Annotated in this window: 22 protein-coding genes; 9 read left to right on the top strand and 13 right to left on the bottom strand. The window is 70.3% G+C overall.

The genetic code is table 11. From position 1 onward, the window contains the following. Nucleotides 1–29 precede the first annotated feature (29 nt). Both HEB94_RS06205 and HEB94_RS06210 read right to left on the bottom strand, forming a co-directional pair. Nucleotides 30–464, bottom strand: a complete 435-nt coding sequence (locus tag HEB94_RS06205) for a VOC family protein (RefSeq protein ID WP_192749016.1) — start codon at nt 462–464, stop codon at nt 30–32. Beyond that, nucleotides 418–1344, bottom strand: coding sequence for a CPBP family intramembrane glutamic endopeptidase (locus tag HEB94_RS06210; protein ID WP_192749017.1), 927 nt, complete (start codon nt 1342–1344; stop codon nt 418–420). The genes HEB94_RS06205 and HEB94_RS06210 overlap by 47 nt, the downstream gene beginning before the upstream one ends. Before the next feature lie 174 nt (nt 1345–1518). Between HEB94_RS06210 and HEB94_RS06215 the strand changes: the two genes are divergently transcribed. Together HEB94_RS06215 and HEB94_RS06220 are read left to right on the top strand one after the other, a co-directional pair. After that, on the top strand, nt 1519–2859 hold the full coding sequence (locus tag HEB94_RS06215; RefSeq protein ID WP_192749018.1) for a sensor domain-containing protein: 1341 nt from the start codon (nt 1519–1521) through the stop codon (nt 2857–2859). Further along, nucleotides 2832–3512, top strand: a complete 681-nt coding sequence (locus HEB94_RS06220; RefSeq protein WP_425550407.1) for a response regulator — start codon at nt 2832–2834, stop codon at nt 3510–3512. The genes HEB94_RS06215 and HEB94_RS06220 overlap by 28 nt, the downstream gene beginning before the upstream one ends. A 4-nt stretch (nt 3513–3516) precedes the next feature. Here the strand turns inward: HEB94_RS06220 and HEB94_RS06225 are convergent, their stop codons facing one another. The 3 genes from HEB94_RS06225 to HEB94_RS50295 form a co-directional block, all read right to left on the bottom strand. Continuing rightward, nucleotides 3517–4530 (bottom strand): LLM class F420-dependent oxidoreductase, encoded by a 1014-nt coding sequence (locus tag HEB94_RS06225; RefSeq protein WP_202896171.1) that lies wholly within the window; start codon nt 4528–4530, stop codon nt 3517–3519. A 93-nt stretch (nt 4531–4623) separates the two neighbouring features. Then, nucleotides 4624–5274 (bottom strand): response regulator, encoded by a 651-nt coding sequence (locus tag HEB94_RS06230; protein ID WP_192749019.1) that lies wholly within the window; start codon nt 5272–5274, stop codon nt 4624–4626. Next, nucleotides 5259–6521, bottom strand: a complete 1263-nt coding sequence (locus HEB94_RS50295) for a sensor histidine kinase (protein ID WP_192749020.1) — start codon at nt 6519–6521, stop codon at nt 5259–5261. The genes HEB94_RS06230 and HEB94_RS50295 overlap by 16 nt, the downstream gene beginning before the upstream one ends. A gap of 324 nt (nt 6522–6845) precedes the next feature. Here HEB94_RS50295 and HEB94_RS06240 point away from each other — a divergent pair, with 324 nt between their 5' ends. Beyond that, the gene (locus HEB94_RS06240) at nt 6846–7208 is read left to right on the top strand and encodes a hypothetical protein (RefSeq protein WP_192749021.1); all 363 of its coding nucleotides are present in this window, start codon (nt 6846–6848) and stop codon (nt 7206–7208) included. Between the two features lie 133 nt (nt 7209–7341). On the opposite strand, the gene HEB94_RS06245 is transcribed toward HEB94_RS06240, so the two are convergent. The 4 genes from HEB94_RS06245 to HEB94_RS06260 are packed head-to-tail and all read right to left on the bottom strand — an operon-like array spanning nt 7342 to nt 10865. Beyond that, complete coding sequence (locus tag HEB94_RS06245; RefSeq protein WP_192749022.1) at nt 7342–8565, bottom strand: ABC transporter permease; 1224 nt, start codon at nt 8563–8565, stop codon at nt 7342–7344. Beyond that, complete coding sequence (locus HEB94_RS06250) at nt 8559–9251, bottom strand: ABC transporter ATP-binding protein (RefSeq protein WP_192749023.1); 693 nt, start codon at nt 9249–9251, stop codon at nt 8559–8561. Before HEB94_RS06250 ends, HEB94_RS06245 begins: the two co-directional genes overlap by 7 nt. Beyond that, nucleotides 9248–10345 carry a peptidoglycan-binding protein gene (locus HEB94_RS06255; protein ID WP_192749024.1) on the bottom strand — a complete coding sequence of 366 codons (1098 nt, stop codon included), beginning with the start codon at nt 10343–10345 and terminating at the stop codon, nt 9248–9250. The genes HEB94_RS06250 and HEB94_RS06255 overlap by 4 nt, the downstream gene beginning before the upstream one ends. Next, the gene (locus HEB94_RS06260; RefSeq protein WP_192749025.1) at nt 10338–10865 is read right to left on the bottom strand and encodes a hypothetical protein; all 528 of its coding nucleotides are present in this window, start codon (nt 10863–10865) and stop codon (nt 10338–10340) included. Before HEB94_RS06260 ends, HEB94_RS06255 begins: the two co-directional genes overlap by 8 nt. A gap of 123 nt (nt 10866–10988) precedes the next feature. On the opposite strand from HEB94_RS06260, the gene HEB94_RS06265 reads away from it, so the two are divergent. The 3 genes from HEB94_RS06265 (at nt 10989) to HEB94_RS06275 (ending at nt 13064) form a co-directional block, all read left to right on the top strand. Continuing rightward, the gene (locus HEB94_RS06265) at nt 10989–11639 is read left to right on the top strand and encodes a response regulator (protein ID WP_192749026.1); all 651 of its coding nucleotides are present in this window, start codon (nt 10989–10991) and stop codon (nt 11637–11639) included. Continuing rightward, entirely contained in the window at nt 11636–12820 is a 1185-nt protein-coding gene (locus HEB94_RS06270; protein WP_192749027.1) for an ATP-binding protein, read from the top strand. Before HEB94_RS06265 ends, HEB94_RS06270 begins: the two co-directional genes overlap by 4 nt. Before the next feature lie 73 nt (nt 12821–12893). Continuing rightward, the gene (locus HEB94_RS06275) at nt 12894–13064 is read left to right on the top strand and encodes a hypothetical protein (protein WP_192749028.1); all 171 of its coding nucleotides are present in this window, start codon (nt 12894–12896) and stop codon (nt 13062–13064) included. A gap of 97 nt (nt 13065–13161) precedes the next feature. Here HEB94_RS06275 and HEB94_RS06280 read toward each other — a convergent pair whose 3' ends face one another. Together HEB94_RS06280 and HEB94_RS06285 are read right to left on the bottom strand one after the other, a co-directional pair. Continuing rightward, nucleotides 13162–13551 (bottom strand): VOC family protein, encoded by a 390-nt coding sequence (locus HEB94_RS06280; protein ID WP_192749029.1) that lies wholly within the window; start codon nt 13549–13551, stop codon nt 13162–13164. A gap of 131 nt (nt 13552–13682) precedes the next feature. Continuing rightward, entirely contained in the window at nt 13683–14927 is a 1245-nt protein-coding gene (locus HEB94_RS06285; RefSeq protein ID WP_202896172.1) for an MFS transporter, read from the bottom strand. A gap of 144 nt (nt 14928–15071) precedes the next feature. On the opposite strand from HEB94_RS06285, the gene HEB94_RS06290 reads away from it, so the two are divergent. Both HEB94_RS06290 and HEB94_RS06295 read left to right on the top strand, forming a co-directional pair. Continuing rightward, nucleotides 15072–15998, top strand: a complete 927-nt coding sequence (locus HEB94_RS06290; protein WP_192749031.1) for a LysR family transcriptional regulator — start codon at nt 15072–15074, stop codon at nt 15996–15998. Between the two features lie 406 nt (nt 15999–16404). Then, the gene (locus tag HEB94_RS06295) at nt 16405–16608 is read left to right on the top strand and encodes a cold-shock protein (RefSeq protein WP_192749032.1); all 204 of its coding nucleotides are present in this window, start codon (nt 16405–16407) and stop codon (nt 16606–16608) included. 151 nt (nt 16609–16759) lie between these two features. Here the strand turns inward: HEB94_RS06295 and HEB94_RS06300 are convergent, their stop codons facing one another. Then, the gene (locus tag HEB94_RS06300; protein WP_202896173.1) at nt 16760–17014 is read right to left on the bottom strand and encodes a hypothetical protein; all 255 of its coding nucleotides are present in this window, start codon (nt 17012–17014) and stop codon (nt 16760–16762) included. A gap of 436 nt (nt 17015–17450) precedes the next feature. Continuing rightward, nucleotides 17451–18329 (bottom strand): SDR family NAD(P)-dependent oxidoreductase, encoded by an 879-nt coding sequence (locus HEB94_RS06305; RefSeq protein ID WP_192749033.1) that lies wholly within the window; start codon nt 18327–18329, stop codon nt 17451–17453. 121 nt (nt 18330–18450) lie between these two features. On the opposite strand from HEB94_RS06305, the gene HEB94_RS06310 reads away from it, so the two are divergent. Beyond that, entirely contained in the window at nt 18451–19035 is a 585-nt protein-coding gene (locus tag HEB94_RS06310; protein ID WP_192749034.1) for a WHG domain-containing protein, read from the top strand. The last annotated feature ends 6 nt before the right edge of the window (nt 19036–19041 follow it).

Consider the following 19041-nt stretch of genomic DNA (forward strand, 5'->3'; position numbering starts at 1 on the left):
GCCGCGCGACCGTCCAGCCGTGCGACCGCTCAGTCGGCGGCGGGCGCGTCGACAGGCGGCCAGTACCGCCGCTGCTCCTCACTCGGGCTCATGAGCCCAATCTGGTAGCCGTCCGGGTCGTCGACGATGGCGAAACGGGAACCCCAGAAGGTCCCGTAAGGCTTCTGCCGGGACTTGTATCCCGCATCGACCATCCGCTGCCACACCTCGTCCACGTGGTCGCGCTCGGACACCGAAAGGCTGAGCACGACGCTCCCTCCGGCGACATCGGGAGTGCCGCTGCTCCACTGCCGGGCGAACTCATGTTGGTCCAGGTCGAAGGCAACGCCGTTGGGGAACGTCATCCCGGCGTGCGGGCCGGTCGGTTCCCCGATGTCAAGGCCGAGTAGACGGTAGAACCTCAGGCTCGCTTGCAGGTCACGGACGACCAGGTTGATCTGGCCCAACACCGGCTTCGCATCCATACCGCGGTCTCCGTTCGTCTCGGTCCGTGCGCATGGCCCCGTCGAGTGGTTCCTGGCACGCTACCGCCAACGGTCGCGCCTGGTACCTGCCGCTGAGCAGAATCCAGCAGGCGACCACCACCATCGGCGCGGTCATGAGGGCGATGCCGGCCGTGGCGCCGATGTTCGCGCCCAGCATCATCCCGGTCAGCAGCGAGAGGGTCATGTTGTTCCCGGCGTGGGCGACGCTGGTGGTCCAGATGCTGCCACTGCGCAGCCGTAGCCAGGTCAGAATGACCTCCTGGCACAGGAACGACACCGTCCAGACCAACAGGCCCAGTGCCACGTTTCCGAATTCGATGTACCCCAGGAACGCCAGCGGGTAGTGCCAGATCGCCCAGATCAACCCGGTGGCCAGGGTCGCGGCCAGTGGACGTCCGGGGAAGATCCGTAGCCGCAGATAGCTGGTCCAGCCGAACTCCTCACCCCAGTAGAGCGGGGCGAGCAGCGGCACGACGAGCATCAGCACGCCCAGGAACGCCCACCAGGGCAGCCCCGGCACCAGCTCCTCCAGCGGCGTCAGGGTCGGCTGCCACATCCCCAGTACGGCGGCCAGCCCAAGGGCGGCCGCGGTGAACGCCAGCGGTCCGAGCCAGGCCGCGAGGTAGTGCTGCCAGGAGGCGCGCATCCGTAGCGCCAAGCCGGCATCGGCGAAGCCCTCGCGCGTCACCCAACGGCGGACGATGAAGGCCGCGGCGGCGGGCGCGATCCAGCCCAGGGACAGGAGCTGGACGAGTGGGTTCGCCAGCGAGAAACCCAACAGGCGCAGGGTGATCTCGACGGTCCAGGTCACGCCGAAACTGATCAGCAGATACGTGACGAGCCCCGTGGTTCTCGACATCGGGCCGGTTCCTTCCGGTTCGGTTGCGGGGGTTGCGACAGCGAGCCCAGCCGACCATCCAGCCGGGCGAACATCACTACGTCCACGCACCGAAACGGGGGTAGGGCCAGGCATACCTGGTCCGTATGGCTGGCTACCAGGACGCACCCCGCCGCGCCGGTTACCGTGAGGGGCGTGCGCACAGGTGTCCCGCAGACGGCGCTGGAGGCCCTCGCCAGCCGTCGGCTCCTGGCCAGCAGCTGGCCGTGGCGGTCCGCGGGCTACCTCCTCACGACGTTGCCCGTGGCGGTTCCGGCGTTCGTGGTGCTGGCGATTCCCTGGCTGGTGCTCGTGGCACGGTTGGCGGAAGGCGGCCATCCGGTCGCCACGATCGTGTCGCAGATCCTGCTCGCGGCGGCACTGACCGGCGTGCTCGGTCCGCTGGTCGCGCCGCCCCTGGCCCGGCTGGAGCGCAGACGCCTGCGCATGGTGGACAACCGCCCGGCCGGGACCAGCCACCACAGGCCGGCTCCCGCCGGGCTGACGTCATGGCTGCGGCACCGCTACACCGACCCGGCCACCTGGCGCGAGGTCGGCTACGCCTGCCTGCTGGCCACCCTGGCACCCGTCCTGTCCGTCGCCGCACTGCTCGCGGTCCCCCTGGTCGGCACGTTCCTCACGAGCCCCCTGTTGGTGCTGGCACAGGCGCCGGGAGGGAAGCCGGTGGCGCTGGGCTTCGACACGGCGGCAACCGTCGGGCAGACCCTGCCCTACGTGATCGTCGGCGCCCTCCTGCTCCCCCTGGTTCCCTACCTGTGGACCCTGCTGGCCGGCGGACACGCCGGGCTGGCGCGTGCCCTGCTGCTGGGCGAAACCACGCAGCAGTTGCGGGCGGAACTGGTCGAGGTGTCCCGCTCCCGGGCGCGGCTCGCGGACGCCTTCGAGGCCGAACGCAGACGCATCGAACGGGACCTGCACGACGGCGCCCAGCAGAAGCTGGTCAGCCTCACCCTGCGACTCGGGCTGGCCCGACTCGACCTGCCACCCGACTCCCCCGCCGCCGACAGCATCGCCCTCGCACACAAGCAGGCCAAGCAGCTGATGGCCGAGCTACGCCAGCTCATCCACGGCATCCAGCCGCAGATCCTCACCGACCTCGGCCTGGCCGCCGCCCTGGACGAACTGGCCGACCAGTCCCCCGTCCCGGTGACCGTCAACGCGGACCTGCCCGGCAGGCCACCCCACCAGACCGAGAACACGGCGTACTTCGTGGCCGCCGAGGCGCTGACGAACATTGCCAAACACAGCGACGCCACCAGCGCGGCGCTGTCCCTACGCCAGCACAGTGACCTGCTCACGGTCGAGATCAGCGACAACGGTCACGGCGGCGCCGACCCCGAACGCGGCAGCGGCCTGACCGGGCTGGCCGACCGGGTGGCGGTCACCGGCGGCAGAATGCTGCTGTCCAGCCCGGTCGGCGGCCCGACACTGCTACGCGTGGAGCTCCCGTGTACCCACACCCAGCCATCCGGGTAGTCATCGCCGAGGACGGAGTCCTGCTGCGGGAGGGACTCGCCGGCCTGCTCGAACGCTTCGGCCTGCACACCGTGGCGGTCGTCGGTGACGGCGACGCGCTCAAGGCCGCCGTGGCCGAGCACGGCCCGGACCTGGTGATCACCGACATCCGGATGCCCCCCAGCTTCACCGACGAAGGGCTGCGCGTCGCCGTCGAACTGCGCCGCGCGCACCCCGACCTCGCGATCGTCGCGCTCAGCCAGTACGTCCAACACCGCTACGCAGCCGATCTGCTCGACTCCGGCGACGGTCGCGGCATCGGCTACCTGCTCAAGGACCGGATCGTCGACGTCGAGGACTTCATCGCCGCGCTGCGCCGCGTGGCCGCCGGCGGAACGGTCATCGACCCCCAGGTCGTCAGCCAACTGCTGCGCCGCCGCGGCGACCCGCTGTCCTCCCTGTCCCCGCGCGAACGCGAGGTACTCGCCCTCATCGCCCAGGGCCAGTCCAACTCGGCGATCGCCCGGCACCTCGTCATCTCCGAGCCGGCCGTCGGTAAGCACGTCGGCAACATCCTCGCCAAGCTCCACCTCCCCCAGACCGATGACACCAACCGGCGCGTCCTGGCCGTCCTGGCCCACCTCCGAGGCGAGAACAGCGACAGATCCACCTGAGGCGTCAGCCCGCGGCGGGGCCCAACTTCCTGAGGACGTCGAGCACGGTCTCCTGGCTGGAGAGAGCCTGCGGAGGCAGGCTGACGTACAGCTGAATCGTGGTCACACCGGGCTGGTGGTAGCGAAGGATCTGCTCCCGACACTGCTCGGGAGAGCCGCTGACGAACAGTCCGTCGACCACCTCGTCGGGGACCGCCTTCTGGGCACTCTCAGGGTCCGCCGCGTCCCATGCCGCATGGACCTCGCGCAGCAACCCGTCGTTGCCCAGCCACTCGTGGAACCTGCGGTAGGGCTCCCGATTGAGGATCCAGGCGAGGAAGGGACGCGCGTTGCCGCGCGCGTGGTCCTTGTCCGCCGTGGGACAGACGAAGACCTTGACCACGAGTTCCTTGCCCACTGGCTGCGGCCCCACGACGTCCAGGATCTTGGGTACGTCCTCGGGGAACAACAGGTTGGTGATCGCCCCGTCTCCCTCGCTGAAAGCGAGCCGCAGCATGCGGGGGCGCAGCGCCCCCAGGATGACCTTGACCGGCTCGGTGGGCGGGTCCGGCAGGCGGTAGCCGGCGATGGAGAAGGTGTCGAAATCATCAGCGACGTACTCCCCACGTAGGGCGCGGGTGACGAACCGCAGCACGTCCCGCGTGCGTGTGAAGGGTTCCTCGAACGGGATGCCGTTGATGTCGCTCACGTGCGCGGGCACCGATGAGCCCAACCCCAACAACAGCCGCCCGGGGGCGAGCTGCGCCAGCGTCGCCGCGGTCTGCGCGATCACGGCCGGGCCACGGGTGAAGACGGGGACGATACCGGTGCCCAGGCGCAGGGTCGGCGACCACGCCGCGGTGGCCGCGAGCGGTGTGAAGACGTCGGTGCCGCTTCCCTCCGCCGTCCACACGTCTGAGTAGCCGAGGTCCGGGAGCGCCTCGACGATGTGCCGGTGGTGGCCGATGCTGATACCGGGGAGTGGGAGCGTGACACCCCAGTGGGGCTGCGCCAGCGGCGAACGGTCGCTGTCAGACACGGGTGAGAGGTCCCTTCCGTTAGCAGTGCGTGCGGCCCACGTCGGCGCCCTCCGGCGCGTTCGGCGTCCGGCCCGCCACAGGCCCAACCAGTCCTAGTCGGCTTGGCTGAGATAGGTGAGGACGGCCAGGACGCGCCGGTTGATGTCCTCGTCCTCCACGACCGCGAGCTTGGTGAAGATGGACGTCGTGTGCTTGCTGATACCGCCCTCGCTGAGGTGGAGCTGACGCCCGATCGCGGTGTTGGACAGCCCCTGCGCCATGAGCGCGAGCACGGAGCGTTCCCGTTCGGTGAGCGTGGCGAGCGGGCTCGTCCTCGGTTGGCCGCCGATCAACGCGGACACGACGGCCGGGTCCAGGGCGGTCCCGCCGGCGCCGACCCGTTCCAGGGCGTCGATGAACTCATCGGCGTCGACGACGCGTTCCTTCAACAGGTACCCGGTGCCGCCGGCCCTGTCGGCGAGGAGTTCGCGGGCGTAGAGCTGTTCGACGTGCTGGGACAGGATCAGGATCGGAAGGCCCGGCCGCTCGCGCCGCGCCGCCAGCGCCGCCTGCAGGCCCTCGTCGGTGTTGGTCGGCGGCATCCGCACGTCGATGATCGACACGTCGGGCTGGTGTTCCAGGAGCGCCAGCTGGGTCGAGGGTCCGTCCTCGGTCGTGGCGACGACAGTGTGGCCGTAGTCCTCGACGAGCCGAGCCAGACCGTCCCGCAGGAGGTAGAGGTCCTCGGCTATGAGTACGCGCACGGCACCACCATCGTCGCTGTCGTCGGACCGCCTGCCGGGCTGGAGATCCTCAGCGTCCCACCGAACGGCGCGAGTCGGTGCTCCAACCCCCGTAGGCCGCCGCGCTCGAGGACGGCCGCACCGCCGACGCCGTCGTCGCTGACCGCGATCCGGGCCGCGCCCGCCGCGTAGTCGGCGGTGATCGTGACCGAGCAGGCCTGCGCGTGCTTCACGATGTTGGCGAGCAGTTCGGCGACACCGAAGTACAGCGCGGACTCCGCCGGGAGCTCCAACCGGTCCTTGATCGTGGAGCGCACCTGGATCGGCAGCGGGATGTCCATGGCCATCGCCCGGATCGCGTCGACCAGGCCACGTTCGATGAGGATGGGCGCGGTGATGCCGCGGACCAGTTCGCGCAGTTCCGCCACCGCGGCGGTCGTCGACGTCCGCGCTTCGGCGAGGAGTTGCTGGGCGCGGCCCGGGTCGGACCGCAGGGCGCGTTCGGCGGCGCTCAGCGTCATGCCGAGCGCGACGAGCCGGGCCTGGGCGCCGTCGTGGAGGTCACGTTCGATCCGGCGGATCTCGGCTGCCTGGGTCGCGGTCATGTCCGCCTGGGTGGCGACGAGGTCCTGAACCCGCTCGGCGAGGCGAGCCGACCTGGGCGAGCCCAGGACGGCCACCGCCACCGGCCCCACCGCACGCCACCCGTACGGCGCGCTCACGACTCCGACGAACAGGGGCAGCAGCGCCCACCACCGCTGCCCGCCGGACTCCCAGACGCTCGCCACGACGCCGATGCTCGCCAACGGCAGCACGACCACGACTCCCACCGTGAACGGTGCCACCACCAGCCACACCATGTCCCGCCACGAGGCCGGGTCCCGGGTACGCGAACGCAGCCAGCGTTGGACGACGCTGGACCGCCTCCACCGGTTGTAACCGTAGCCGTTCCACCAGTACCCGGTCGACATCCTCCGCGGCGACAGCATCGGCCGATACAGGGTGGCGATCTCGACGCCACACCACCGGCGGACCAGCACCCGGAAGGTCCAGCAGAGCGGGCGTCCACCCACGACGAAGAGAACGAACGCCCCGACAACTGTCCACCACGCCGCCAGGACGGGATTCTGCGCGATCCGGAAGCTCCACACACCGAGCACGGCCACCACCGCGGGCAGCGCGAAGAACAGCACCGTCAGCACCAGCGAGCGGTAGGCGCCCACGACGACGCCGGCCATCCACGCGGCCACCCGGCGGGCAGGGTCCATACGGCCAGTGTTCCAAAGGCAGAGGCCGCGTCGGGCCGCAGGAGGGTGGGGCCGGCCCCACCCCGTGGTGTCCCCCACCCCACCCCGACCGTGGGGCTATGTCGGTTCCTGCCGGCCGCGCCCGTTCCTAACGTCGATGACGACCACGCATCGACAACCGCTTGAGCAGACGGGACGCAGGCCAGCTCATGACTCAACCGTATTCCGGATTCGTCATCGCCGCCGTCGTGGCGTACGTGATCTACTACTTCGCCCGCCAGGTGACCTGGCAGCGTTTCAGATCCAGGACCGTCTACACCATGCCGTTGGTGATGCTCGGCGGCGGTGTATCTCCTTCACCTACAGGGACCGACGCTGCCCACGATCAGGCCGCTCGATGTCGGCGTCCTCGTCGCCGAACTGCTCGCGGGTGTCGTCGTCGGGTGCGTCCTGGGTTCCTTGACACAGTTCTCCCGTACGGCGACCGGGCTTCGGTATCGCCTACCTGTCATCGGCCTCGCCCTGTGGATCGGCTTCATCGCGGTACGCGTGTTGGTCTCCTACGTCCTGGCCGGGCTCGGCGCGCACTGGACCGCCGCGGCGGCCGCGAGTTTCTTGCTGGTGCTCGGAACAATCAGACTCGGCCAGCTTCCCTTCATCGCGATCCGCAGCCAGACATCCGTTGGCAGCCAGACCACTGCTCGCTAGCGGGATGGGGAATGCCTGAGGCGCGAAGCGTCCCGACCCCGGTGCGTCCATGGCCGCCCACGTCCCCGACTCGTGGGCCCGACCGTTCGACCCGGACGGTCGCACCGCGGCGGTGGGTAGCCAGGTCAGCCCATCAGGGTGTGGCCAGTGCTTCCGTCGGGGACAGCCTGGCCGCACGGATCGCCGGGTAGAGCCCGGCGACGCCACCGATGAGCAAGGTGGCGGCGAGGGCACCTGCGGTCGCCCACGCCGGTACGACGGCCGGCCAGGTCTGGTAGGCGGCGTACCCGGTGGTGACGGCGACGCCGAGGAGTACCCCGCCCACGCCGCCGAGCGCGGACAGCAGGAGCGATTCGGTGAGGAACTGCACCCGGATCTGTCCTCGGGTGGCGCCGAGCGAACGGCGTAACCCGATCTCGGCCCGGCGCTCCAGCACCGAGATGACCATCGTGTTCGCCACTCCGACGCCACCCACCAGCAGCGCCACCGCGCCCAGGCCGAGCAGCAGCCCGTTCAGGGTGTCGTCGGCGGCTCGGCTCGCGGCCAGGATGTCGGAGGGGCGGGACACGTTGACGTCGCCTGGTGTCTGCGGGTTGGCGGTGGCGGCCAGGACAGCGCGTACCGCCTCGACCTGGCTGTCCCGCGACCTGGCGTAGACGGTCGTCGCCCGCCCGTCGAAGCGGAACGCTTCGGTGGCGATGTCCCAGCCGATCAGGACGGCCGTGTCCAGTTCGGGCGCGAGCAGGACTGGGTTGAGCACGCCGATCACGGTGAAGCGTGCTCCGTCGACCAGAATTTCCGTCTGCGGGCTGGGTCGACCGATGCCGAGCCGGGCGGCCGTGTCGGAGCCGAGCACGGCCGCTGGGTACCGGCTGATCACGCCGTTCAGCCAGACGCCACTGCGCACGGTGGCGCCGACGGTCCGCGGCAGGCTCACCCTGGCGGCCAACACGGTCAGCCCGTTGGTCTCCACCTTGGGGATCTTGTCCGACCGGTAGGCCCTGGTGCTCCTGATCGCCCCGGTCGCAGAGGTGGCGGTGACCGGGCCGATCCGGGCGATCATCGCCTCGGCCTCGGCGGGGAGCTTGGCGTTCTGGCCCTCGAGGGTCTGTCCTGGGGAGACGGTGAGCATGTTCGTGCCGAGCGCGGCGAGCTGTCGGTTCAGCTCCTCGCGGGAGGAGGAGGAGGAGATTCCCACCACGGCGACCATCGCGGCGATGCCGATCGCGATACCGAGCGCGGACAACAGCACCCGGGTCGGGCGGGTGCGCAGGCCGGCCGCGTCGACCCGGGCCACGTCACGCGAGGCCAGCCGAGCGGGCGCGAGTCGGCGCCGGTCCGGGTGCGCGCTCACCATGGGGCCACTGCGACCGGCCGCCGGATCGCGCTGTCGTTGACCACCTGGCCGTCGCGCATGTGCACTTGCCGGTCGAGGTTCGCGGCGAGGTCACGGTCGTGGGTAATGACCACCACCGTGGTACCGGCGGCATGCAGTTCTCGCAGCACGGCCATGACGCCCTCGCCCGAGGCGGAGTCGAGGTTGCCGGTCGGCTCGTCGGCGAGCAGCAGCGCGGGGCCGCCGACCACCGCCCGAGCGATCGCCACCCGCTGCCGCTCACCACCGGACAGTTCGTGCGGCTCATGGTGGAGCCGATGTCCGAGCCCGACCCGCTCCAACGCGCTCTGCGCCCGCCGCCTGCGCTCCTTCATCGGAACGCCGGCGTAGAGCAGGCCGCCGGCGACGTTGTCCTGCGCCGGTACGCCGGGGGCGAGGTGGAACGGCTGGAAGACGAAGCCGATCCGGTTCGCGCGCACGGCTGACAGCTGCCGGTCGGACAGGCACGACACGTCGTACCCGTCGACTACCACCCGACCAGACGTGGGGCGGTCGAGCGTACCCAGCATGTGCAGCATGGTGGACTTGCCCGAGCCGGACGGGCCGACCACTGCGACGAGTTCGCCGGCGCCGATGGTCAGGGTGACGCCGGCGAGCGCGTGCACGTCGCCTGGGTACACCTTCGTCACTTCGGTCAGCTCGATCATCGCGGCATCCCCACGGTCATGCCCTCCGTCAGCCCGTCGCCGGTGACCTCGACCCGGCCGCCCGCGTACAGGCCGGTCTCCACCTCGAGGTAGTGCGTGGTCGATCCCTCGACGACCTCGACGCCGTACCCGCCCTCGGCCAGTGCCACCAGCGCCGCGACCGGCACAGAGAGCACGTCCCTGCGCTCGGCCGAGGTGAAGGCCACGGTGACCACGGCCGCGTCGATCCCCGCGGCGGCCGCCGGGTCGCCCAGCGAGATGGCAGTTTCGATCCAGGTCTCGGCCTGGCTGCCCTGGTCGGTCGGCTGCTCGACCACTGTGTGGACCCGTTCCACCCGGCCGGTCACCTCCTTGCCGTCGGGCACCTGGACGCGGACCTCGACCGCCTGACGGGCCAGCCGTTGCTGGGACACCTCGAGCCGGGCGCTCACCTGGCGGCCGGTCCCGGTGTAGCGCAACACCTCCTGCCCGCCGCCGGTGGACTGGTTCACCCCGGCCGTGACGGTGGCGACCCGGATCGCGCCCGCAGCGAACAGCACCCGCCCCAGCTCGACCCGACCGGTCTGTGACAGGCCCAGATCCCCCTGCCATCGCCTCACCGCGGCCGCGGTCGCCCAGGTGTAGGTGCGGTTCACGGTGAACCCGCCGTAGCCGAGGGCCCTCAGGTTGCCTTCGAGCTGCCGTACGTCCGCGCCGGTTACGCCCGGGCCGAGCGTCCGGTAGGCGGCGACGTCGCCGTACATGAGTACGACCGGGGCGTCGTCCACCCGGTAGATCGGCCGGCCCCGGCCGATGACGTCACCGGCCGGCGGCACCTTGGTGATCACACCTGCGATCCGGCCCACCAGCGTGATCTCGGCGCCGTAGCCCAGATCGCCGGCCACCTCCTCGGTGTCCAGCATTGTCTGCCGGGTCACCTGCGCGGTGTTCGGCGGCAGATCCGCCGTCGTCGGCGTGGTCGTGCCGCTCTCGCCGAACCCCACCGCGGCCACGGTCGCCGCCCCCGCCGCGAGTACGACCGCACCGGCCACGGCGACGGCCCGGCTTCGCCGCCGGCGACCGGTGCGTCCATTCGCCGCCACCGTGTCACTCATGGGCTCGGCCCGACGACGACGCCGCGTCCTCCTGCGCGTCGCAGGTCTCCTTCGCCGGGGGGAACTGCGGGTCGTTCTCAACCGGGGGTTTGATGTCGAAACGGCCGTCGGGCTCGGGGTCGGGGAAGTTCGCCACCCCGTGCTCCCGCATGCACCGCGCGAACAGGCGCGACAACTCCACCTTGTGCGCCATGTCGCTGGCCGGCAGGACGGGGCGGTACCGCTCGCACGCCTCCTGCGCCTTCTCCAGCACCCCGGCGTCGACCCCGTCCTTGTGGGCTCCTCCGAATCGGATGCCGTCGCCGTTGACCACCTCCGGGTCTGGCTGCGGTACGTCGTGGCCCCGCATGCACCGCGCCCACCTGACTCCTTGCTCCAGAAGGCTCAGGCTCGGTGTCGCGCTCGGCACGGCGGAGCCGTCTACCGAGGCCACTTCCCCGCCATCGTCGGACGTCGTGCAGGCCGTCACCGTGACCAGCAGGAGCGGTAGCAGGCAGGCGACCAGAAATCTCGTTCTCATCGGCGATCTCCTCTGGTTCGGTCAGGCCAGTGGAGCAGCGGACCGGCAACACCACCGTCACAGCGGGTGTAACGCCGGTGTAATCCCCGACCGCGGAGACTGCTGGGCAGGGAGGATGTGCGGGTGCGAGTACTGCTGATCGAGGACGAGGTGCTGCTGGCCGAACAGGTCGCCGACGGGCTGCGGGACCAGGGCATGGCGGTCGACCTCGCGGCCGACGGGCTCGACGGGCTCCACAAGGCCGGCGCGAGCCGGTACGACGTGGTCGTACTCGACCGCGACCTGCCGCTCATACACGGCGACCAGGTGTGCATCGCGTTGGCCGCGGGCGGAAGCGACGCACGGATTCTCATGCTCACCGCGGCCGGGGAGGCGGCGGACCGGGTCGCCGGCCTGATCCTCGGTGCCGACGACTACCTGCCCAAGCCGTTCGTCTTCGACGAGCTGGTGCTGCGGATCCGCGCACTGGCTCGCCGAGCCAACAACGCGCCCAGGATCCTGCGGCGCGCCGGCCTGACCTTCGACACCGCGCGACGCGTCGTCACCCGCGACGGCCGCATCATCCCGCTGACCACGAAGGAGTTGGCCGTGCTGGAGATCCTGATGGTCGCCGACGGCGCCGTCGTCAGCGCCGAGGACCTGCTGGAACGCGCGTGGGACGAGCACGCTGACCCGTTCACCGCGACCGTCCGGGTCGCCATCGCCCGGCTGCGCCGCAAGCTGGGCGACCCGCCGCTGATCGAGACCGCAGTTGGCGCGGGGTACCGGCTGTGAAGCCGGGCTGGAAGCACCCGTCGATCCGGCTGCGGCTGGCTCTCGTGTACGCGGTCGTCCTCGTAGCGACCTGCGCCGCGCTCCTCGCGCTCAACTACGCGCTGCTCTACAACAGCCTCTACGGCCCGATCGATGCGGACCAGGCACGGCCCACAGCGGCAGCGGAGAAGCAGCAATGGTCGCCGACACGGGCCGACAAACTCAAACAGACCATGATCGACCAACTGCGCACCACCACCCTGGCGAACACCGCCGGCACCTCGGCGATCGCGCTCGTAGTCGCCGCGCTGGCGGGGCTCGGCGTCTCCTGGGCAGTCGCCGGCCGCATGCTCCGGCCGCTACGAACACTCACCGCCGCCACCCGACGGATCTCCCACGACCGGCTGCACGAGCGCGTCGCGCTCAGCGGACCACACGACGAGCTCAAGGAACTGGCCGACACCTTCGACCAGATGGTGACCAGACTGGAAGCCTCGTTCAACAGCCAGCGAAGGTTCATCGCCGACGCCGCACACGAACTGCGAACCCCGCTGTCGATTGTGCGTACCGGTGCCGAGGTCCAGCTGGCCAAGCGGCACAACACACCCGAACAGTGGGAGGCCATGGCGCACCGCGCACTTGTCGCAACCGGCCGAGCCGAACGCATGCTGGACGGCCTGCTGGCACTGGCCCGCAGCGACAGCGGCGTCATCGCGGTGGAGACGCACGACCAGGCGGTCGCGGCAGCGGAGGCGCTGAGCGAGGCGGACGGCGAAGCCGAGCGCGCCGCGTTGGCCATCACCACCGACCTGCGCCCGGCCTCGGTCAGCGGTGACCCGGCCCTGCTTGACCGTTTGCTGAGCAACCTTGTCGACAACGCGATCCGGCACAACCATCCAGGCGGTTGGGTCGAAGTGGTCACCGGTCACGGCCGCGGGGAGGCGATCGTCACGGTACGCAACAGCGGCCTCGGCGTCCCCCCGGCGGAGGTCGACCGGCTGTTCGAGCCGTTCCAGCGGCTGGCGTCCGACCGCACCGCGGGCTCCAGGTCGACGGGTCTGGGCCTCGCCATCGTGAGGTCCATCGTCCAGGCCCACCGCGGCACGGTCACGGCGGCACCGAACGCGGGCGGCGGGCTGACCGTCACCATCACGCTGCCGGCAGGACAGCCCCTCTGCGTGTCCAGCTGTTCTGGGTCATGACGTCCTTGCCGTCGGGACGACTTGGGCAAGAATCCGAATCGGTTTGGTTCGGTGAGAGGCACAACGACGGAACATGCCGGTCCGCGACGACGCACCCGCTGTCACGGCGGCCGAACACGAGTTCCGCACCGATCTGGCCCTGCGACTTCTGGAGGCCAAGGTGTTCGACGGCGGATGCGTCCTGCACCGTTACGAGGTCGTCACACCCACCGCCGACTCACCACCTACACCCGAGCGGCAGTGACGGAAGCCAGGCGCTGAGGTGGACCTGACGTGCGATCCGCCACCCAGGTGGGCCCGCCAGGTGGAAACGTCCTTCCGCTGACCCGCGTCGGGCGGGCTCAGAACTCCGCGGTGTCGGGTTCGCGGGTGATGGCGAGGATCGCGCCGGCCGGGTCCTGGATCACGGCGTACTGGTCGTTCTGGGTGAGAACCTTCCCACCAAGATCGACACAGGTCTTCGTGCTCTGCTCGAGATCGGCGACGCTGACATACACCAACCACACCGGTGGCAAGGCCCGGTTGTCACCGCGCGCGTGGCAGACACCGCCCACGGGCTGGTCACCGTCGGCGGTCTTGAGCAGGTAGTCGTTGTAGTCACCCATGTCGAAATCCTCGACCTGCCAGCCGATGACCGCCTGGTAGAAGTCACGCACCTTCTCGGCATCCGGCACCGTCAGGTCCGCCGAGATGATGCTGCCCACACGAAAGGGCATCCGTGCGTCGGTCATGTCCTTCTCCCTGCTGGAAGCGATCGGAGGCTTTGCGTACGAGCGAGTCAGCGTACGCGGCCATGCGCGACGCAGGAGTGATATCCGCGCCGTGGCGCCGTCAGCGTCGAGGAGTTGGGGTGTCGTTCACCTCAACCGACCTCCACCGGCGCCGCCACTTCCTGCTCCTGATGCGCCGCGCGATCGTGCCGGGGAAGCAACAACGGCGTTGCCAGCAGGAGGACGCCGGCCACCGCGATCGCGACACGTGGGCCCGTGACGGCGGCCAGCAGCCCCCACAGGGCGGTCATCGCCGCGATGGTGGCCTTGCTGGTGATCGACCACGCCGACAGCGTGCGGGCCACCCGGTCCGTCGGCGTCTGCTCGAGGCGGTAGGTGGCGAACACCGGATTGAACACCCCGTTACACGCGATCAACCCGAACTCGACGGCGATGACAAGGACCAGCCCGGCCAGGCCCGGACCGATGAACGCCAACCCGACCAACCAGAACGCACGCAGCACCCCGGCCGTGAGCATGACCCTGTACTGCCCGAACCGGGCGACGAGTGGACGCGCCAGTCGGGAGCCGAGGAGACCACCGACACACGGCGCGGCGAAGGCAAGGCCGTACTGCCAGGGCGTGAACCCGAGATCGGAGAGCATGAGGACGGCGAGCAGCGGCGCGGTCGCCATGATCAGACCGTTGTTCAGGATCGTGTTGAGGAACAGCGGGCGCAGCGCTGGGTGGGACAGGATGGAACGCCACCCGTCGAGCAGGTCACCTGCTCGCAGCCGCTGCGCGTCGCTGCGCACCGGACGCTGCTCCCGCCCACCGATCGCACGAATCCCCAGCGCCGAGAGCAGGTAGCTGACCGCGTCGCCCGCCACCGTCACCACCGGGCCGAACAACCCGATCGCGGCCCCACCGATCGGCGGTCCGAGCACGCTCGCGGTCCAGGTCGTGGACTCGAACCGCCCGTTCGCGACGAGCAGGTCCTGCCGCCGTAGGAGCGTCTTGAGGAACGAACCGCTCGCCGCGGTGAAGGCGATGTCGGCCGCGGCGACGACCACCGACACCACCAGAAGCTGGGCGAAGGTGAGCCAGCCGAGCAGGTACGCGGCGGGGACGCTCGCCACCGCGACGAACCGGGTCAGGTCCATCGCGACCATCACCGGCCGCTTGCGGTGGAACTCCACCCAGGGGCCGAGCGGCACCGCCACCACCGCACCCACCGCCAGCCCGACCGCGGCCAGGACCGACACCTGGGTCGCCCCCGCGTGGAGCACCAGGATCGCGACCAGGGGGAACGCGTCGAAGGCGAGCCACGTACCGAACGTACTGACCGCGAACGACGCCCACAGCCACTCGAACTGCCGCCCCAACGACCGCCTCATCCGCATCCGCAGCACACCCCTCACCGGCCGCCTCGAACAACCTCATGTTGACCGGTGACATCAAAGCGAGCGGCGCGACAGCGGATCAAACAACCGGGCTTCCGGTGAGCCACAACCACAGGTTGTACGGCTAGGGTGCCCGACGTGGACCTCACCGCCGTGCGCACCTTCGTCACGGTCGCCGAGGTGGGCCAGTTCCAGGACGCGGCCACCGACCTGTCGATCACCCAGCAGGCCGTGTCCAAACGCGTCGCCGCCCTGGAGAAGGACCTCGGTGTGCGGCTGTTCACCCGCACCGCGCGCGGCGCCCAGCTCACCATCGACGGCCAGGCGTTCCTCCCCCACGCCCGGGCGCTCCTGCAGGCCGAGGAGCGGGCCGGGGCCTCGGTTCGGGCCGGCCGGCGGGCACTGCGCGTCGACGTGATCAACTACCGGATCGGACCGGCGGTACTGCTGCGCGCCTTCCACCAGGCGCACCCCGCCATCGACCTCGACGTCGTCACCCTCCCCAACGTCGACGCGGCCATCGCCGCCATCCGGTCCGGGACGATCGACGCGTCCTTCCGCGCCGTCCCGGCGCCGGCGCGGCAGCTCACCGACGGCATCGAAGCTGTCCGCGTCCTCGACGACGCCCACCAACTGCTCACCGGACCACACCACGCGCTCGCCGGGGCCCGTGCCGTCACGCCCACCGAGCTTCGGGGACACCGGATCTGGATGCCCGGCATCGTGCCGGGTACCGAGTGGGGCACCTACTACGACGACCTCGCCGCCGCGTTCGGGCTCACCATCGACGGGATCGGACCCAACTTCGGCACCGACCATCTCCTGGACGTGCTCATCGACTCCACGACGCTGGCCACCCTCGTCGGCGAGAACACCCGGATGCTCTGGCCCGCCCACTACGACCTGCGCCGCATCCCCGTCCAGGACCCGACACCGGTCTACCCGCACGCACTGATCTGGCGCCGCGACAACCCGCATCCCGCGCTCGCCGCACTGCGCGACCACCTCGCCGCCACCAGGCCCGAACCCGGCGTCGACACCTGGGCACCGGCGTGGGCGCGGTGACGACGCCCTGGCTCCGCAGGCACATCCGCCGGTTCGCGCGGTGTGGCCGGCGCGTTCCGGGGAGTGCCGGGAGGCGCGGGGCCGCCGTCGGCCGTCGCGAGCGGACGCCGGTCCGGTGGTGGCCAGGACTCCTTGCGCCACCGCCGAACGTCCCTCGCCCGCGGACAGAGGTCGAGCCTCGCGCAAGACTTTTTAACGACTCCCATCCATGCGCCACGCCTCGTGTCGTGCTACGGTCGAACTTGGTTGCAGTTGTGGTTCCTCAAACTTCGAGTGCTTCCCGGGTCGCATCTGCCCGCGGAGGCGCTTTTTCTTACCGGGTCATTCCGGATGGGGCAATCATCGCGGCGACACCAGTTCTCGCACGGTGCGGGTTCTGGGCACTGCCCCAAAGGAGAACATTTCAATGGCTAGTGGCACCGTCAAGTGGTTCAACTCGGAAAAGGGCTTCGGCTTCATCGAGCAGGACGGCGGCGGCCCCGACGTCTTCGCGCACTACTCGAACATCGCTGCCCAGGGCTTCCGTGAGCTTCAGGAAGGCCAGAAGGTGACGTTCGATGTCACGCAGGGCCAGAAGGGCCCGCAGGCGGAGAACATCGTCCCCGCCTGACAACAACGCAAGTCGTAGCTGGGGCTCACACCACGGTGTGAGCCCCAGTTTCGTTGTCCGTGGCCGCCGCCCGAGCACGGTCGCACCGTCGGCGAACAGACCGTTCGGTCGCCATACTCAGCGCGACGACTACGTGACGGAGCGCGGTCGGTCAGTCCTGGTCGGACGGCTCGACCGGCACCGCACGGTGCTGGTCCAGGACGTCGGCCTCCGACGCCTCCAACGGCACATCGGCCGGGTCGTCCTCCTCCTCTGCCTCGCTGGCGGGATCGGAGGGCAGATGCTGCTCGAGGACGTCCGCGTCGGGCTCCTCCGGGCCGAGATCGAGGTCTGGTGTCGCCGGCTCCGGTGGTTCCTCCGCCTCGATGGGCGGCTCCTCGGGCAGGTCAGGCGGATGCCGTGTCATGCGCACCTCCTTGCTCCGTTGAGGCCTGGCCACGGGCCGACGCCCCCGGTGGGACCACCCGCGACGCCACGCGTCGGCTTCGCGATCGGCACCTCAATTATTCGCCCGGCCACGTCGCTCCTGACAGCTTCCGCTCGGATTCCGCTCGGATTCCGCTCGGATCCGCTCCGATCCGCTCCGATCCGGTCGGATCCGAGCAGCGAGGGACGCCACGAAGAATGGCGCTATCGGCCGAGATTGGTCGCGGACACGTGGACCGCCGCGGTGTTCACCTCGAAGGCCCAGACTGTTCACCTCGAACGTCGAGGCGCTGCCGAAGCGTGCGGAGTGGCCGCACCGAGACGAACGTTCGCGTGTCCGGGGGACAAGCACCGGTTGACGGCGACGATGGCCCAACCTGGCCGCCGCGACGGCGGGCAACCGCGGGCGCGGCGTCTCAGTCGGGAAGGCCGACCAGGCGTGCACTCTCCACCCACAGCCGCGCGCAGCGTTCGACGTCGGTCGTGTGCGCCGCGGTGGGGACCTGCTCGCGCCGGACGAAGAACCGTCCGGTCACGCCCTCGACCTCCGGGGCGCTCGCCAGCCAGGCCGGCGTGTCCGCTCCGTCATCCGGTTCGAGCGTCCGCGAGCTTCGTTCCAGGAGGGAGCCGAAGATCCGCAGCGCGCCGCGAGCGTCCCGGCCGAGTCCGGTCCTCTTGACGATGCCGGGGTGCGCGCCGTTCACGGTGATGCGGCTGTGCGCGAGGCGACGGGCGAGCTCGTAGACGAACATCGCGTTCATGTTCTTGGTCCGCCCGTAGGCGAGGAAGGGACGGAAGCTCGGTACGGGCCCCAGCCCGCGACCGGTCCGGAAGCCCAGGTCGTCCAGGTCGACCGGGACACGGGACAGCCCGGCGGGGTCGGCGCCGACGACGACGAACCGTGCCGAGGCCTCGCCGATCGCTTCGGCGAGGCGGCGCAGAAGGAGGTACGGCGCCAGATGGTTGGTCGCCAGGCTTCGTTGCACTCCCTCGACGGTGAGGTCGGCGACGTCCGCGATGACGGCCGCGTTGCTGATCACCACATCCGGCAAGGACCGGTTGACAAGGCGGTCGGCGAGGGCACGCACCTGCTCGCGCAGGGACAGGTCCGCGCGTTCGGCTTCGAGATCGGCGTCGGGTACCGCGGCGAGGACGCGGCGCCGTGCCTGGTCGAGGCGTTCCTCGTCCCGGCCGACCATGACGACCGTCATCCCATCCGCCGCCAGCCGTCGGGTGATCGCCTCCCCGATCCCGGTCGTCGCGCCCGTGACCACCGCTCGTTGCCGCTGTTCCATGGCTTTCCATCTCCCTGGTTGACGTTGTCAACCTAACCGCCGAGGTTGACATCGTCAACCTCACCGGTGGCGTCCCTCGCGGCGAGCCGGCGCGTCCCGGAGCGTGTCCTACGATGACCCGGTGGCGCCGGGGACTCGCGAGAAACTGATCGAGGTGGCCACGCGACTCCTCGACGAGGGCGGCGTGGAGGCAGTGACGCTCCGCGAGGTCGGCCGGCTGGCGGGCGTGTCCCACAACGCGCCGTACAAGCACTTCGCCAGCAAGGAGACCCTGCTCGCCGCGATCGCCGCGAGCGAGCTGACCCGGCTCAACACCGTCCTCACCGAGACGACGAAGCGGCGGCGCACACCCGAGACGGCACTGCGTACAGCGATGCACCGCTACGTCACCTGGGCACTGGAGCACCCCGAGCGGTTCCGGCTGATCTTCGGCCGCTGGTCGATCGAGTCCGCCGAACTCGGCGAGGCCGCCCACCTCGCCCAGACCACCTTCGTCTCCATGGTCGCGGCCGCCCAGGACTCCGGCGCCCTGCCCGAGGGTGACCCCGTACGCCTGGCCTCGCTGCTCCGCGCGCTCGCGCACGGGGCCGCCGACCTGGCCTCCGCCGGGCACCTGGCCGCCCGCGGCAAGGGCAACGCCGGGCCGGGCGACCTCGTCGACGACCTCTTCGACTACCTCCGCACGGTACCGAGCACCTCGGCCTGACCAGCG

The sequence above is a fragment of the Actinopolymorpha pittospori genome (genome assembly GCF_014873875.1).
Classification (GTDB): Bacteria; Actinomycetota; Actinomycetes; order Propionibacteriales; family Actinopolymorphaceae; genus Actinopolymorpha; species Actinopolymorpha pittospori.

Coding starts and splice junctions, on each gene's coding strand:
- HEB94_RS06205 (WP_192749016.1), bottom strand. CDS start 464: ATGGATGCGAAGCCGGTGTTGGGCCAGATCAACCTGGTCGTCCGTGAC.
- HEB94_RS06210 (WP_192749017.1), bottom strand. CDS start 1,344: ATGTCGAGAACCACGGGGCTCGTCACGTATCTGCTGATCAGTTTCGGC.
- HEB94_RS50295 (WP_192749020.1), bottom strand. CDS start 6,521: ATGGACCCTGCCCGCCGGGTGGCCGCGTGGATGGCCGGCGTCGTCGTG.
- HEB94_RS06245 (WP_192749022.1), bottom strand. CDS start 8,565: ATGGTGAGCGCGCACCCGGACCGGCGCCGACTCGCGCCCGCTCGGCTG.
- HEB94_RS06250 (WP_192749023.1), bottom strand. CDS start 9,251: ATGATCGAGCTGACCGAAGTGACGAAGGTGTACCCAGGCGACGTGCAC.
- HEB94_RS06255 (WP_192749024.1), bottom strand. CDS start 10,345: ATGAGTGACACGGTGGCGGCGAATGGACGCACCGGTCGCCGGCGGCGA.
- HEB94_RS06260 (WP_192749025.1), bottom strand. CDS start 10,865: ATGAGAACGAGATTTCTGGTCGCCTGCCTGCTACCGCTCCTGCTGGTC.
- HEB94_RS06275 (WP_192749028.1), top strand. CDS start 12,894: ATGCCGGTCCGCGACGACGCACCCGCTGTCACGGCGGCCGAACACGAG.
- HEB94_RS06280 (WP_192749029.1), bottom strand. CDS start 13,551: ATGACCGACGCACGGATGCCCTTTCGTGTGGGCAGCATCATCTCGGCG.
- HEB94_RS06285 (WP_202896172.1), bottom strand. CDS start 14,927: ATGAGGCGGTCGTTGGGGCGGCAGTTCGAGTGGCTGTGGGCGTCGTTC.
- HEB94_RS06295 (WP_192749032.1), top strand. CDS start 16,405: ATGGCTAGTGGCACCGTCAAGTGGTTCAACTCGGAAAAGGGCTTCGGC.
- HEB94_RS06300 (WP_202896173.1), bottom strand. CDS start 17,014: ATGACACGGCATCCGCCTGACCTGCCCGAGGAGCCGCCCATCGAGGCG.
- HEB94_RS06305 (WP_192749033.1), bottom strand. CDS start 18,329: ATGGAACAGCGGCAACGAGCGGTGGTCACGGGCGCGACGACCGGGATC.